This is a genomic window from Janthinobacterium sp. TND4EL3, assembly GCF_900156175.1.
Lineage (GTDB): Bacteria > Pseudomonadota > Gammaproteobacteria > Burkholderiales > Burkholderiaceae_D > Janthinobacterium.
Genome location: NZ_FTMV01000003.1, coordinates 118976 through 133622, shown reverse-complemented (window position 1 = coordinate 133622; position 14647 = coordinate 118976). Strand labels below are relative to the sequence as shown.

General features: G+C 65.9%; 9 protein-coding genes. 5 read left to right on the top strand and 4 right to left on the bottom strand.

Features of this window, described 5'->3' with window-relative positions; genetic code table 11:
- Positions 1 to 28 precede the first annotated feature (28 nt).
- On the bottom strand, positions 29 to 652 hold the full coding sequence (locus BXA07_RS06550; RefSeq protein WP_076566717.1) for a glutathione S-transferase family protein: 624 nt from the start codon (positions 650 to 652) through the stop codon (positions 29 to 31).
- Positions 653 to 907: 255 nt separating this feature from the next.
- Between BXA07_RS06550 and BXA07_RS06545 the strand changes: the two genes are divergently transcribed.
- The gene (locus tag BXA07_RS06545) at positions 908 to 3613 is read left to right on the top strand and encodes a M1 family metallopeptidase (RefSeq protein ID WP_076566716.1); all 2706 of its coding nucleotides are present in this window, start codon (positions 908 to 910) and stop codon (positions 3611 to 3613) included.
- Positions 3614 to 4150: 537 nt separating this feature from the next.
- Positions 4151 to 4891, top strand: a complete 741-nt coding sequence (locus BXA07_RS06540) for a YceI family protein (protein ID WP_244556205.1) — start codon at positions 4151 to 4153, stop codon at positions 4889 to 4891.
- Here BXA07_RS06540 and BXA07_RS06535 read toward each other — a convergent pair.
- Entirely contained in the window at positions 4854 to 5483 is a 630-nt protein-coding gene (locus BXA07_RS06535; protein ID WP_076566714.1) for a LysE family translocator, read from the bottom strand. The genes BXA07_RS06540 and BXA07_RS06535 overlap by 38 nt on opposite strands.
- Positions 5484 to 5655: 172 nt before the next feature.
- Between BXA07_RS06535 and BXA07_RS06530 the strand changes: the two genes are divergently transcribed.
- Positions 5656 to 8562: a hybrid sensor histidine kinase/response regulator gene (locus BXA07_RS06530; RefSeq protein ID WP_083708071.1), complete on the top strand. Its 2907-nt coding sequence runs from the start codon at positions 5656 to 5658 to the stop codon at positions 8560 to 8562.
- A 1-nt stretch (position 8563) separates the two neighbouring features.
- On the opposite strand, the gene BXA07_RS06525 is transcribed toward BXA07_RS06530, so the two are convergent.
- A complete protein-coding gene (locus BXA07_RS06525; protein ID WP_076566713.1) occupies positions 8564 to 9469 on the bottom strand; it encodes an alpha/beta hydrolase in 906 nt (301 codons plus the stop codon).
- A gap of 2 nt (positions 9470 to 9471) precedes the next feature.
- Entirely contained in the window at positions 9472 to 12609 is a 3138-nt protein-coding gene (locus BXA07_RS06520; protein ID WP_076566711.1) for an NAD(P)-binding protein, read from the bottom strand.
- A 195-nt stretch (positions 12610 to 12804) separates the two neighbouring features.
- Between BXA07_RS06520 and BXA07_RS06515 the strand changes: the two genes are divergently transcribed.
- Both BXA07_RS06515 and BXA07_RS06510 read left to right on the top strand, forming a co-directional pair.
- Complete coding sequence (locus tag BXA07_RS06515; RefSeq protein WP_083708070.1) at positions 12805 to 13347, top strand: phosphohydrolase; 543 nt, start codon at positions 12805 to 12807, stop codon at positions 13345 to 13347.
- 362 nt (positions 13348 to 13709) lie between these two features.
- On the top strand, positions 13710 to 14285 hold the full coding sequence (locus BXA07_RS06510; RefSeq protein ID WP_244556204.1) for a response regulator: 576 nt from the start codon (positions 13710 to 13712) through the stop codon (positions 14283 to 14285).
- The last annotated feature ends 362 nt before the right edge of the window (positions 14286 to 14647 follow it).

Below are 14647 nucleotides of genomic sequence, written 5' to 3'. Positions count from 1 at the left end.
CTCCGGCGCAGGCGTTTTGCATTGGCCCTTACTTCGCCTGCGCGCTGGGGCGCTCGGCGATGCGGTCGCGGTAGGCCTGCAGGTTGGATAAACCTTCCGCGCCCGGCCGGTACTTCATCAGCCCGCGCGCAAATTCCAGCGCGCAGAAGGCCGTGATGTCGGCAATCGTAAAACGTTCGCCGGCGATGTAGGGCTGGCTGGCCAGCACCTGGTCCAGCCATTGCGCCGTCTCGCGCAGCTTGCCCGCCTGCGCCGTGGCGAAATCGGGAAACTGCGGGTTTTCCAGGGCCACCAGGGCCGGATGGCCGTGGCGCACCCAGTTGGCGGCGGCGCTGAACAGATGCAGTTCCACCCGGCGGTCGGCCATTTCGATGAAGGCGCGCTCCTCGAATCCCTCGCCCATCAGGTTCGGCTGCGGCTGCAAGCCTTCCAGGTAGGTGCAGATGGCGCGCGTTTCGGTCAGCACGCGCCCGTCGTCCAGTTCCAGCACGGGCACGCGGCCCAGCGGGTTTTTTGCCAGGAAGGCGGGATCGCGGTGCTGTCCCGCCATCAGGTCAAGCGCCACTTCTTCGATGCCGGTAATGCCCTTTTCGGCGATGAACATGGTGACGCGGCGCGGATTGGGCGTGCGGGGGCTGATAGTCAGTTTCATGTGCGTGGGTCTCGTCTCGTTATGGTGGTGGTCAATCAGGCGCGGCACCGGCCTGCGGCAGTACGTCAGGCGTCCATCATACCAGCGCCCGACGGCCTTGCGCCGCCCCTGGCGCGTTGACTTTGCCCCCGTTTCGCCTTAGATTGCCGTACGGGAACGCTGGCCACCAGTTCCAGCGATGTCCCCCAACACCGTCATCAACGCCCGCAGCCTATCCGGCTGGCGGGCGTTTTATCCATGAACCAAGGGCATACCATGCATCGCACACCGACTCCGCGCTTCCGCCGCAGCCAACTGGCCGCCGCCGTCCTGGCACTGGCTGCCGTCACCGCCTTCAACTCGGGCCATGCCGCTCCCGCCGCCACATACGCCTCGGCCAGCCACGCCGCCACGACCACCACCCAGCTGCCGCGCGGCGTCACGCCGCTGCACTATATCGTGTCGATCATGCCGGACGCGGCCGCCGCCACCTTCAAGGGCGAGGCCGCCATCAAGGTGGCCGTCGATGCGCCGACCGCCAGCATCACCTTCAATGCCCTGAACCTGGCGTTTGCGGCCGCCGCCATCGAAGGCGCGGGCGGCAGCAAGCAGGTGACGCGCAAGATCGAGTTCGATGCGGACCAGCAGACGGCCACCGTGCATTTCGCCCAGCCCGTGGCCAAGGGCGAATACCTGCTGCGCATCGACTACAGCGGCAAGATCGGCACGCAGGCCACGGGCCTGTTCTCGCTCGACTACGACACGCCCGAAGGCCGCCAGCGCGCGCTGTACACGCAATTCGAGAATTCGGACGCGCGCAGCATGCTGCCGTCGTGGGATGAACCGGACTACAAGGCCACCTTCGATCTCAGCGTGGTCGTGCCGAGCGGCCAGATGGCCGTCAGCAACATGCCGATTGCCAGCAGCGAAGAACTGGGCAATGGCATGAAGCACGTGCGCTTCGCCACCACGCCGCGCATGTCGACCTATCTGCTGTTTTTCGGCCTGGGCGACTTCGAACGGGCGACAACGATGGCCGACGGCACGGAATTGGGCGTCATCACGAAAAAGGGCGCGCTGGCGCAAAGCCGCTACGCGCTCGACGAGTCAAGCGCCCTGCTGCGCGAATACAACGATTACTTCGGCGTGCGCTACCCGCTGCCCAAGCTCGACAACATCGCCGCGCCGGGCCGCAGCCAGTTCTTCGGCGCCATGGAAAACTGGGGCGCCGTGTTCACCTTCGAATACGGCCTGCTGCTCGACCCGGCCATCTCGACCCAGGCCGACAAGGAAAACATCTACACCACGCTGTCGCATGAAATGGCGCACCAGTGGTTCGGCGACCTGGTCACCATGCGCTGGTGGGACGACCTGTGGCTCAACGAAGGTTTTGCGTCATGGATGGAAAGCCGCACCACGGAACGTCTGCACCCAGAGTGGAACACGGCCCTGTCCAACGTGGCCGGGCGCGAAGCGGCCATGAGCCAGGACGCGCTGCGCACGACGCACCCGGTCGTGCAGCGCATCGCCACCGTGGAACAGGCCAGCCAGGCCTTCGACGGCATCACCTATCAAAAGGGCGAGGCGGTGATCCGCATGCTCGAAGCATATGTGGGCGCCGACACCTGGCGCACGGCCGTGCGCAGCTACATGCGCAAGCACGCGTATGGCAACACGGTGTCGGACGACCTGTGGCGCGAAGTCGATGCCGCCGCCGGCAAGCCCGTCAGCGCCATCGCCCACGATTTCACGCTGCAGCCGGGCGTGCCCATGATCACGGTGGGCGACGCCGTGTGCCGCAAGGGCCGCACGCGGGTGACCCTGACGCAGACGGAGTTTTCCAAGGACCAGGCGGACAAGAAGCCGCTGTCATGGAAAGTGCCCGTCATCGCCTCGACGGTCGGCAACGGCAAGCTGGCCACGGTGCTGGTCAGGAATGGCAAGGCGACCCTGAACGTGCCCGGCTGCGGCGCCCTGCTGGTCAATGCGGGCCAGAGCGGCTATTACCGCACCCTGTACGCGCCGGCCGGCACGCGCGCGCTGGCGGCCAGCTTCGCGCACCTGGCGCCGATCGACCAGCTGGGCTTGCTGTCGGACAGCCAGTCGCTGGGCATGGCGGGCTTGCAGGACCCGGCCTCCTTCCTGGAGCTGGCAAAAGCCACGCCGCTGTCGGCCGACCCGCAGGTGCTGGGCAAGGTGGCCGCCTCGCTGGGCAGCCTGTACGAACAATACGCGGGCGATAGCGCGGACAGCAAGGCGCGCCAGCAGGCGTTCGGCCGCTACGCCATGGCGCGCCTGGCGCCCATGATGGCGCAGACGGGCTGGGAAGCGCGCACGGGCGAAGCGTCCAGCGTGGCGACCCTGCGCGCCCAGCTGATCGCCATCCTCGGCGACATGGGCGAAGCGGGCGTGCTGGCCGAGGCGCGCCGCCGCTACGCGGCCAGCGAGCAAGACCCGTCCACCATGCCCGCGCCGCTGCGCCGCACCATCCTGGGCGTGGTGGCCCAGCATGCGGACGCCGCCACCTGGGAGCAGCTGCACGCCAGGGCGCGGCAGGAACAGACGCCGCTGGTGAAGAACCAGCTGTACGACCTGCTGGCCTCGAGCGACGATCCCGCGCTGGCGCAGCGCGCCCTGGCGCTGGCGCTGACGGAGGAGCCGGGCGTGACGAACAGCCCGGCCATGATCGCGCGCGTGGCGCGCACGCATCCGGAACTGGCCTTCGACTTCGCGCTGGCGCACCAGGAGCAGGTCAATGCGCGCATCGACGCCAGCTCGCGCAGCCGCTACTTCCCGCGCCTGGCGGCCGGGTCGGCACAGCCGCAGATGGTCGCCAAGCTGCGGTCCTACGCGCAGGCCAACCTGCCCGAGGGCGCGCGCGGCGACGCCGACAGCGCCGTGGCCGGCATCGAGTACCGCATCAAGGTACGCGCCGAGCGCTTGCCGGCGATCGATGCATGGCTGGCGAAGCAGGCGGGCTAAGCGCCTTCCCGGCGCCGCGGCGCCGGGAACTGAGGCCGGCGACACGGCAGGCAAAAAAAAACCGGCTTCGCCAGTCGCGGCAGCCGGTTGAAACGCTGTTTCAGAGCGCAGGGATAAAACGGGGAAACACATGAAAAAGTGGAAACCGTGCCGGTCATTGAGGTGTCCGGCAACCTTGGGCACGGGGTTTCCGTGCGCCATGTATCCACTATGCCAGCCCTTTCTTGCGGCAGGCTTAGGACTTCATTAAATCCCTGTCCGATTCCTGCTTTTCCCTCTTCCTGCCCTGCATTGCTTGCCACTCTGGCAAGCTTCGTGTGTCTGGTGCCGATGGTTGAGCTCACCGGCTAAGCTGTTGAGTCATGCCTGCATCCTATCGCTCCCGGAGCGTAGTGATCTGCGCAACGCATGCTGTGTGCCAACAAAAGCATCATAGCAGCGTCATATGACCGCCTTATGACGTAGCTCTAACATTGCGCGCGCGCCGCCGCGCGGATCGCGTACCATACCCCCACCGTCCTTGTCCCTTTTGCCCCCATGTTCAGCCAGAACCGCCGCCTGCCGTCCGCCATCCGCACCCCGCTCCTGCTTGCCTGCGCCGTGCTGGCCGCCTGCACGCCCCTGCCGCCCGTGCCCGCACCCGCAGCCCCCGCCCAGGCGGCCATGCCCGCGCCCGCATGGCAGCGGCCAGGCGTGCAGCTGCTGCACATCGCGCCCGAAGAATCGCTGCTGACCATTACCGTGCGCCGCGGCGGCGCGCTGGCGCGGCTGGGCCATGACCACGTGGTGGCCAGCCGCAGCCTGCAGGGCGTGGTGGCGCCCGCGCCGGGACGCGCACAGTTCCAGTTCCGGCTCGACGAGATGAGTGTGGATGAAGAAAGCTTGCGCCAGGCGGCGGGACTGACGACGACGCCGTCGGCCGACGCCATCGCCGGCACGCGCCACAACATGCTGGTGCGCGTGCTCGACGCGCAGCGCTATCCGTGGGTGCGCGTCGAGGCGCGCCGCACGGGCGACAAGCAGGTGTTTGATGCGGACATCACCGTGCATGGCGTGACGCGCACGCTGCAGTTGCCGGTGCGCGTCGAGCAAGCGGCCGATGGACGCCGCCTGCAGGCCAGCGGCAGCCTGCTGCTGAAACAGAGCGACTTCGGCATCGTGCCCTTCGCCATCCTGGGCGGCGCCATGGCCGTGCAGGACCAGATGGAACTGGCGTTCCGCATCACGGCGAGGCCGGAGCCTAGCGCGCCAGCACCAGGCGCAGGCCCAGGGCGATGAAGATGGTGCCGGCCAGGCGGTCCAGCCACAGGCCGGCGCACGGGCGGCGGTTGATCCATTTGCCGACGGCGCCCGAAAAATAGCCGAGCAGGCCGAACAGCACGCACGCCTGCGCCGTGAAGACCAGCCCGAGCTGCGCCGTCTGCCAGCTGGCGCTGCCCTGTCCCGTGACGATGAATTGCGGCAAGAACGACAGGAAGAACAGCACGACTTTCGGATTGATACTGTTGGCGAACAAGCCCTTGCCGAACAGGCGCAGCAAGGACTCGTCGGGCAGGGCCGCCGCGCCGTCGACTTTCGCGCCGCCCCGGCTGCGCAGGGCGCCGATGCCCAGCCACACCAGGTACAGGCCGCCGGCCACTTTCAGGGCCGTAAAGGCCATGGGCGAGGCGGCCAGCAGGGCCGACACGCCTATGCTCGCCAGCAAGGTATGCGTGAGGCAGCCCAGGGCGCAGCCGAGGCCGAAGGCCATGCCCTGGCGCCGCCCGCGCGACATGCCCACGCCCAGCACCATCAGGTTGTCGGGGCCGGGGCTGGCGGTAATGAGGACGGCGGCGGCCAGGAAGGCCAGGAACTGGTCGGGACTGAGCATGGAAGACTCGCAGGCAAAAAAGCGACATGATACCGGAGCGGGCCGACATACCAATGAGCAACATGCTTGCGTGACAAGAAATTGCGCGTGCGCAAGCCGAGTCGATTAAAATGGACATTCCACAGCCTAGGGCTTTGCCGCCATCCCCGCGCGACAATCACCATACTTACCGATGCCAGCCCACCCGCCACCGCCCAGCCACAGCGCCCATCACAGCCGCTTCAGCGCCTGGCTGTGCTGCTGCCTGCTGCTGATCGGCCTGCTGGGCCTCGGCTGCGCCGTGCGGTCGCAAGCGGCCACGCTGCCCCTGACGCAGCATGGCATCGCGCACCTGGCCGATGGCGGGCAACTGTTTCTTGCCGACAACTATGACGTGCCCGCCGATGCCGCCGCCCTGCCCGCCTGGCTGGCACGCCAGCGCCCGGCCGCCGAAGTCGACCTGTTCGGCGGCGCCTACTGGCTGTATGCGCAGGTGCGCAACGACAGCAGCGAAAGCGCCTGGGTGATCGACCCGAACGACACCCTGATCGACCTGGTCGACATCCGCGTGTATGGCCCCGGCCAGCATGCCGCGCCGCAAACCCTGCTGACTGGCTACCAGCGTCCGCACGAGTATTTGCTGCACTACGGCAAGAACGTGCAACTGGCGCCGGGTGCCACCTATGCCATCCTGATCCGCTTTTCCAGCCCCTATTACGCGCGCGCGCCCCTGTTCGGCCTCACGACGCAGCAGGACTACCGCAAGCTGGTGGGCAAGGAAAACTTCCTGATCGTCGCCTCGATCGGCGCCCTGCTGGCGCTGGGCCTGTTCAATTTCTTCATCTTTTCCATCACCCTGGAAAAAGCCTCCGTGTATTACGCGCTGTACGTGCTCACGTATGGCCTGGCGTGGGCCATGACCTTCCACGTCTTCGCCGACCTGTTCGACTGGCGCCAGCTGCAGCTGCATTACGTGCCCTTCTTCCTGCTGCCCGTCTTCAGCACCCTGTTCTACACGCATTTCCTGCGCCTGCGCGAATATTCGCCCCTGCTCGACCGCGTCAGCAGGATCAACGTGATCCTGCCGCTGCTGCTGCTGCCCAGCTGTTTCGTCGCCCTGCAATATGCGCATGCGCTGGCGACCATCGCCATCACCATCTGGATGCTGCTGGCGCTCGTCAGCGGCATCGTCGTGTGGCGCCGCGGCTACCAGCCGGCGCGCTTCTTCGTGCTGGCCTTCGTCGCCCTGATGCTGCCCGGCTTCCTGATCCTGCCGGCCAACCTGGGACTGATGCCGGCCCTGGTGGCCAACGCCCAGCTGGTGACCCTGCTGGGCGGCACCCTGGACGGCCTGCTGCTGGCCTTTGCGCTGGCCGACCAGATCCGCCTGCTGCGCAACAACCTGGAGCAGCGCGTCAGCGAGCGCACGCTGGCGCTCACCCTCAGCAACGACGCCCTGCTGAAGGCCAAGGAGCATGCGGAAGTGGTCAGCCGCCACCGCATCGAATTCCTGTCCGCCATGAGCCACGACATCCGCACGCCGCTGGCCGGCGTAATCGGCATGCTGCAATTCGCCCTGCGCGACCAGTCGATAAAAGGGCGCACGCAGGAATACCTGCGCATCGGCCTGCACAATGGCGTATCGCTGTTGACCATTCTCAACGATATCCTCGATTTCTCGAAGATCGACGCGGGCAAGCTGACCCTGGAAACGGTGGACTTCGACCTGCTGGCGCTGATCGGCGACGCGGCCGGCATCGTGCAGGGCCAGGCCGACGCCAAGAGCCTGCTGCTGCGCCGCGAGCTGGCGCTGGACCTGCCGCGCTACGTGCGCGCCGATCCCACGCGCCTGCGCCAGATCCTCATCAACCTGCTGGGCAATGCCTTGAAGTTCACGGCCAACGGCGAAGTGCTGCTGGAAGTGCGGCGCGCCCGCACGCCGGCGCGCGGCGACGGCCGCAGCGACATCGAATTCGTCATCAGCGACACGGGCCCCGGCATCGACGCGGACACCCTGCCCAGGCTGTTCCAGAAATTCGAGCAGGCCGACCATTCGACCACGCGGCGCTACGGCGGCACGGGCCTGGGCCTGGCCATCTGCAAGGAGCTGGTGGAACTGATGCAGGGCAGCATAGGCGTGGAAAGCCGCGTCGGCATCGGTTCGCGCTTCCATTTCACCTTGCCCTTGACGCCCGGCAGCGCGCCGGCGGCCGACACGCGCCTGGCGCCGCGCCATGCGCACCACGCCTGCCGCCTGCGCATCCTGTGCGCCGAGGACGTGCGCACCAACCAGATCATCATCGGCACCCTGCTCGAAAGCATGGGCCATGCCGTCACCATCGTCGACAATGGCGAGGAAGCGCTGCGCGCGCTGGGCGCGGGGCCCTACGACTGCGTGCTGATGGATGGCCGCATGCCGCAGATGGATGGCGAACAGGCCGCGCGCCTGATCCGCGACGGCGGCAATGCGCAGTTCCCCGTGCCCGACGCGCAGATCCCCATCATCGCGCTGACGGCCAACGCCAGCGAACATGACCGCCAGCGCTACCTGGCTTGCGGCATGGACGACTTCCTCAGCAAGCCCGTCGACGAGGCGCTCCTGTTCGAGAAAATCGACGCCGTCATCGACCTGCTGCTGGCGCGCGGCCACGCGCTGCCGCCATCGCTGCCGCAGGACGACGACGCGCTGGCGCGCCAGTTCGGCCTGGACGACGGGGGCGCGCCGGCCAGGCCGCCCGAGACGCCGGCGCCGGCCGACCCCATGAGCGCGCCCGTGCACATCCTGCCGCTGGCCGGCCTGTCGCCGCAGCACGTGCAGCGCATCGCGCAAGCCTTCCTCAGCGAGGCGCCGCGCCGCCTGGACCTGGCTTGCCACGCCGTGCGCGACGGCAACGCCAGCGCCGCGGCGGCCGCCTTCCACGCATTAAAGGGCAGCGCCGGCTACCTGAGCCGCCCCACCCTGCACGGCCTGTGCCACCAGATGGAAACGCTGGCGTCGAACGGCCAGCTCGACAACGTGGAAAAATTCCTGCCGCAGCTGCAGGCGGCGCTGGACGAGGCACGCCGCGACCTGAACGCGCCGGCCGCCGCCATCGATTGATTCAGTCCGCTGGCAGCCAGCCGTTCGCCCGCAGCCACGCCAGCAGCAGTCGCGGCCACGCGGCGGGCTCGCTGCCCGGCTTGCCCAGGCCCCAGCCATGGCCGCCGTGCCGGAACTGCCGCAGTTCCACCGGCACGCCAGCGCGGCGCAGGGCCGCCGCCATCAGCACGCTGTTCCCGGGCGGAGAAATGCCGTCGTCGAGCGCCTGCGCGATGAACATGGGCGGCGCGCGCGCATCGACTTGCAATTCCACCGACAGCGCGTCGCGCGCCGCCTGCGCGGGATCGCTTCCCAGCAGCTGCTTCTTTGCATGCGTCGTGTCGAACGGCTGCTGCATGGTCAGCACGGGGTACAGCAGCACGACGAAATCGGGCCGCGCCGAGACGGCATCGATCGCATCGACGGGCGCATGGCGGGAGGCGTCCGGCTCGACGGCCGTCATGCCGGCCAGGTGCGCGCCGGCGGAAAAGCCGAGCATGCCGATGCGCGCCGGGTCGATGCCCCACTCGGCGGCGCGCGCACGGATCACGCGCATGGCGCGCTGGCCATCCTGGAATGGCGCGGCCACCCCGCCGCCCTCCCGCGGCAGCCGGTACACGAGTTCAAACGCCGTGATGCCCCGCTCCTGCAGCCAGCGGGCGGCGGGGCCGCTCTCCTTGCCCGCCTCGATATGCGCATAACCGCCGCCGCTGACGAGCAGGATGGCCATGCCGTTCGGCTGCGCCGGGCGGTGCGCGAGCAGGTAAGGCTGCGCCACCTGCGTGATGGAGCCCTTGGCGCTGTCGCGCTGCGGGCCGGGCGCCGCGCCGCCGGGCGGCGCACCGGGCCACAGCACGATGGCGCCGGGCGGCGCCGCCAGCGCATGCGGGTTGAGCAGGATCAAACACAAAAACAGCAGGCCTTGCATGACTAGAAATCCTTCTCTCCCTGGATCACGGCCGGATAGCCCGTCATGGCGCGCGAGGTCTGCATGCCCGCCATCACGGCCGCTTCCACGCAGCCCGCGTTGAGGCCCGTCCGCACCCAGTCGCCCGTGAGGTACAGGTTGGAAAAGCCCGACTGGTCGGTGGCCAGCCGGTACTGCGTGCTGCCCACCACCGACATCACGTAGCGCTCGGACGGGTCGACGTTGGCGCGCCAGTACTGGCTGTCGAAGCGGGCCGGCCCCGCAGCCTCCTTCGCATCGACCAGCCATTGCCACGGAAATGCGCCCGGCGCGCCCGCCTCCGGCCACAGCGCGCCGATCTCGCGTTCCAGCTGGTGCAGCGCGCCCTGTTTCGCCCTGGCCGCGCAGCGGGCGGGGAAATCCGTATCGGTGACGGGCGGGTAGCCGTCGACGGGAAAGGCGCTGCAAAAGTAGGAGACGTTCTTCGGTTCCAGCCCCGCCGGCCAGTCTTCATGCGCCAGCAGCTGGTCCATCGGCGCCCACGTGTCGTACGGCTCCGTGAAGGCCGACAGCACGGGCTGCTGGCCCTTCGGCTGCGTGGTCCAGCCCATCTGATGCAAATCCTTGTTGAGCCACACCTGGTAAGCCTGCGTGGCCACCGTTTTCACCTTCTCGGACGCCAGCCGCAGGGCCGGGCTTTGCGCCAGCAGCTGCGGGCACAGGGCGGGCAGCGAGCCGATGGAAATGCCGAACACCACCTTGTCGAAATCGACGCCCTTCTTCAGGACCGTGACGGGCAGCTGCCGGCCGAACGCCTGCTGGTACTGCTGCGGCCAGCCGCTCCAGTACGATTCCAGGTTGACCGTTTTCTCCTGCAGCAGCGCCGCTTGCGCGGGATCAAACTGCGTGTAATCGGGCGCGCTGGGCCAGCAAGCCAGGCCATTCACGTCCACCAGCGGCGCATAGCCGGCGGCCGGGTCCTTCAATTGCACCTGCTGCGTAATGCGGATGCTGTCGATGTCGCCCGCGCCCGGCACCAGTTCTTCCACGCGCTGGAAGAACTTGAATGTCACGCCGCGCTTTTTCAGCACCTGGTACAGCGGCGTGAAGATCGTGTCGCCCATGCCGGCCTGCATCTTGAACATGATGCCGCCCTTGTAGGCCAGGCCGATGCGCGCCATGGCCCGCAGCAAGGTGCCCGCCTCGATGTTCGGCTTGCCGAAATCGCCGCCTTCGTAGGCGAACACGAGGTCATAGAAACCCCGCACGGGCGCCGAATTGACGCTGAACTGCTCGTCGCCGCCATGCTTGCGCAGCCAGGCGCGGAAATCGATGTCGTTGATGACGTCGAAGCCGTTCCTGAACACGCCATCCTCGAACATGCCCTTCATGACGGTGATGCCCAGGTCCAGGCAGGTGAACAGGCGGCGCAACTCGTCGTCGCCGTCGATCAGCGCCCGGTAGCGCAGGCGCAGCCAGGCGCGGATGCCGTTCAGGGTGCCGGCCAGCAGCTGGTGGCGGGCCTGGTCGTGGCGCGTGGAGTCCGGCGCCAGGTCGGCCACCAGCGCGGCCAGCGCGCCGACGGACAGGCCCACGTCCAGCCCCAGTTCATCGGCCTGCCCCACGACCGCGTCGGCCAGGCGGCGCAGCCAGCCCGGCCACACGCCCTCTCCCTGCGATGCGCTGGCGCGCACGATGCGCGCATCGGCGTCGGCCACCTGCCGGATCTGGCGCAGCCACTGCTCGATCCAGCCCACCATGGCGATGGCCATCTGCCACAGGGTGATGTCTTCGCCGCCCTCGCCCGGTTCGCCCGGCAAGGTGGGAAAGACGATGGACCAGTTGCGCCACTGGCCCTTGACGTCTTCCGACAGGGCCACGTAATCATGCTGTTTGAAAGCGTCGCGCCAGGTGGCCAGCGGCGCACCGGGCGGACGTTCCAGGCTCGCGTAGGCTTCCTTGATCATCCTGAAGGCGTTCGCATAAAAGCCGAACCAGATGTGCAGGCCGTGCTCCTCGATGCGCTGGCCCGCCTGGGCATTGCGCCCGCTGGCGCCCTTGCCGCCGAGGCGCCAGCCCAGCTGGTAGACGGTGATGGCGTGCCGGTTTTGCCAGCCCGGCTGGTTCGTCAAATAATACGCGGTGGTCATGGCGGCCACGCCGCCGCCGAGGATGGCGATCTTTTCCGGCGCGATCTGCGAATTGTCGACCAGTTCCTCGCCCGGCATGGCCGTGAAGTCGAAGTTCACGTTGAACGGCAATATCGCCGCCTGCGGCCCCAGCTGCAAGCCGAGGGTCTGGTCCAGCGGGAAGCTGTCGAAGGCGTGCACCGTGCATGCGTAGTCGTAGCCGAGCAGGCGCGCGCTGTGCAGGCGCTTGATTTCGGCCGGCGCGGCCACCAGGGCCTGGTACACGGCTTTCACGCCCGCGCTGTCGGGGAATTGCTTGAGAAAAATCTGGTCGATGCGCGGCTTGCGCAGCAGCGACAAAATATCGGCCCAGCCGGCCTGATCCATGTCAAAGAAATCGGGGATGGACAGGAAAATCTGGAACGCCTGCTCAATGAGCTCCAGAAAACTGTTGACGGGTTTGTGCGGCCCCGTCCGCACGGTGGCATTGACTTCGAGCAGCGGGTGCAGGGCCAGTTTCGTTTCGGGTGAAAAATGCTGGAAGCCCTTGGCGGCCACCGAGCAGCGCAGCGGCTCGCTGCCGGCGGCGGGAATCTCGTAGTCGCACAGGTATTTCGGATAGCCGAACAGCTCGCGCCCGTTGATCAGGGCCATGGCGTCATCGACGAAGATATGGCATGGATACCAGTAGATATGCGCGAGCTTGCCGTGCTCATCCATCTGGCCCACCATGATCCAGGTGACGATGTCCACTTCCGTGATCCAGCCCTTGGCCTGGTCGACGGGGTTGGCGGAATCGGCATGGTTGACGCGTGTAAACGTCAGCATCACATACGGCGACAGCGCTTTCAGGGTCATCCTGCTGCCCGCCACCTGGTTCAGGGTGGTGTTGACGGTCGCCTGCAGCTTGGCCAGGTCGCCCCTGACGAAATAGCCGTACATTTCCGACTGTTTCAATTGCAGCGGCGAGTGCATCATCACCGAACCGCCCTGATAGATATACGAAGGTCTTGCCGAAGGTTGCGCCGCCATTGCCCTGCCTCCAAAGTCAGTTTCAGAAAAACAAGATTGCTATCTTGGCTGAGAAAGAACAATGCATGATATGAAATAAATTAATCGAAATGCCAAGATGCATAGCGTAGGTTTCTTTCGCCCGCGCACGGCGGCCGGGGCGAGCCTCTGCCATCGGGTGTACGATAAAACATTGTGAGTATGCGAGCAAAGGCAATGATTACCACCGACTACGTTTCCACCTATTCAGGCAACCGCTTTTATCCCTTGCGCCCGCACATCGACAAGGTCGCCATCGAGGACATCGCCCACGGCCTCGCCTACCAGTGCCGCTTCAATGGCCAGACGCAGGTGTTTTACTCGGTCGCCCAGCACAGCCTGATCGTCGCCAGCCTGGTGCCGCCGCCGCTGCGCCTGGCCGCCCTGCTGCACGACGCGGCAGAGGCTTACCTGGGCGACATGGTGAAACCGCTGAAAGTGCTGCTGCCGGAGTTTGCCGTGCTGGAAGACAAGGTGAGCGCCATCATCGCCGCCACGTACGGCATCGACTTTTCCGATTACGCGCCCATCAAGCGGGCCGACCTGATCGCGCTGGCCACGGAAAAGCGCGACCTGATGCCGCACTCGGCCGAGCGCTGGGCTTACCTTGACGGCATCGCCCCCTTGCCCGGTATAATCGAGGCCATGGGCCCGGCCGAAGCCAAGCAGCGCTACCTGCAGGTATTCGCGGCGCTGGCCGGGGAAGGACTGGCCGCTTGAGTCCTTCACGCACTCCCTGATCAAGGGCTGCCAAGTGCCGGTTTTTGCACGGCTTTTTTAGATATCCACAGCAACTGTGGATAAAGTTGTTGATAAGCCCCTCTTGACAAGCCGCAACGCCAGTATTGATGCGGCTTTCAACAATTTGCCGCTTTCACAGGCATTTTTTTACCCCAATGAAATCAATGACTTACAATCATGATTTTGCGCTTGGGCAAAGTTACTCCGCCGCAATGAAAATATATTTTGCTGTGCATAAGCGCAGCAGGCACGGGAATGCCTTGCATGGACAGCATTGTTTTGACAAACCCGGTAGACTGGCATAGTGTGAACAAGCAAGCACGATCAACGTTGGAAAATGCATGGACATGGATAGCGATAGCGCCGCCAAGGCGGCGGATGAACCCGACTGGCTGATGGATGAGCCGCTGGAGCATGCCGGCGCCGCGTCCGAGCAGGCCAGCGCGCCCCCGTGGCGCGTGCTCATCGTCGACGACGATGTCGACGTGCACGTGGTAACCAAGTTCGCCCTCAGCCAGGCCAGCTTCCAGGGACGCCGGCTGAGCTTCCTGCATGCGTATTCGGGCGCCGAGGCACTGGCCTTGCTGCGCAGCACGCCCGATATCGCCGTCGTGCTGCTCGATGTCATCATGGAAACGCAGGATGCGGGCCTGCAAGTGGCGCGCCAGATCCGCGAAGAACTGCACAACAGCGCCGTGCGCATCATCCTGCGCACGGGCCAGCCGGGCCAGGCGCTGGAGCACCGCATCATCATCGATTACGACATCAACGATTTCTGGTGCAAGACGGACCTGACCACGCGCAAGCTGTTTACCACGGTGATCGCCTCGCTGCGCACCTACGCCACCCTGCGCGAAGCCGAGCAGCAACTGGCCGATCTGGCCGCCGCCCTGGCCCGGCGCAGCGGCACGCCCTGAACGGCGCGCGCTACTTTCAGTCATAAAAGAAGAGTACTGGATGGGCATACAGCGTTGCAAAACACCGCATTCCGGCCCGTCTCGCCCGCCGCTGGCGCACGCGGTTTTGTCAAAATATCCTAAGTAGCGGATTGTTAAGCGCTTTTTCAGATATCCACACGGACTGTGGATATCTTTGTGGATAAGCGCCTATTGACAGCCTTCAAAGCCGCAGCCAGTGCGGCTTTCAATAAACTGCTCAATCAAACAGCAAAAATAAAATTCAATAAAATCAAACACTTAGAAAATCACACATAATCACGGGAAAATTATTTCGCCAATTTCGCTAACCCATCATTTGTGCATAACTGAGCCGTAATAAG

Coding starts and splice junctions, on each gene's coding strand:
- BXA07_RS06545 (WP_076566716.1), top strand. CDS start 908: ATGCATCGCACACCGACTCCGCGCTTCCGCCGCAGCCAACTGGCCGCC.
- BXA07_RS06515 (WP_083708070.1), top strand. CDS start 12,805: ATGATTACCACCGACTACGTTTCCACCTATTCAGGCAACCGCTTTTAT.
- BXA07_RS06510 (WP_244556204.1), top strand. CDS start 13,710: ATGGACATGGATAGCGATAGCGCCGCCAAGGCGGCGGATGAACCCGAC.
- BXA07_RS06520 (WP_076566711.1), bottom strand. CDS start 12,609: ATGGCGGCGCAACCTTCGGCAAGACCTTCGTATATCTATCAGGGCGGT.
- BXA07_RS06540 (WP_244556205.1), top strand. CDS start 4,151: ATGTTCAGCCAGAACCGCCGCCTGCCGTCCGCCATCCGCACCCCGCTC.
- BXA07_RS06550 (WP_076566717.1), bottom strand. CDS start 652: ATGAAACTGACTATCAGCCCCCGCACGCCCAATCCGCGCCGCGTCACC.
- BXA07_RS06530 (WP_083708071.1), top strand. CDS start 5,656: ATGCCAGCCCACCCGCCACCGCCCAGCCACAGCGCCCATCACAGCCGC.
- BXA07_RS06535 (WP_076566714.1), bottom strand. CDS start 5,483: ATGCTCAGTCCCGACCAGTTCCTGGCCTTCCTGGCCGCCGCCGTCCTC.
- BXA07_RS06525 (WP_076566713.1), bottom strand. CDS start 9,469: ATGCAAGGCCTGCTGTTTTTGTGTTTGATCCTGCTCAACCCGCATGCG.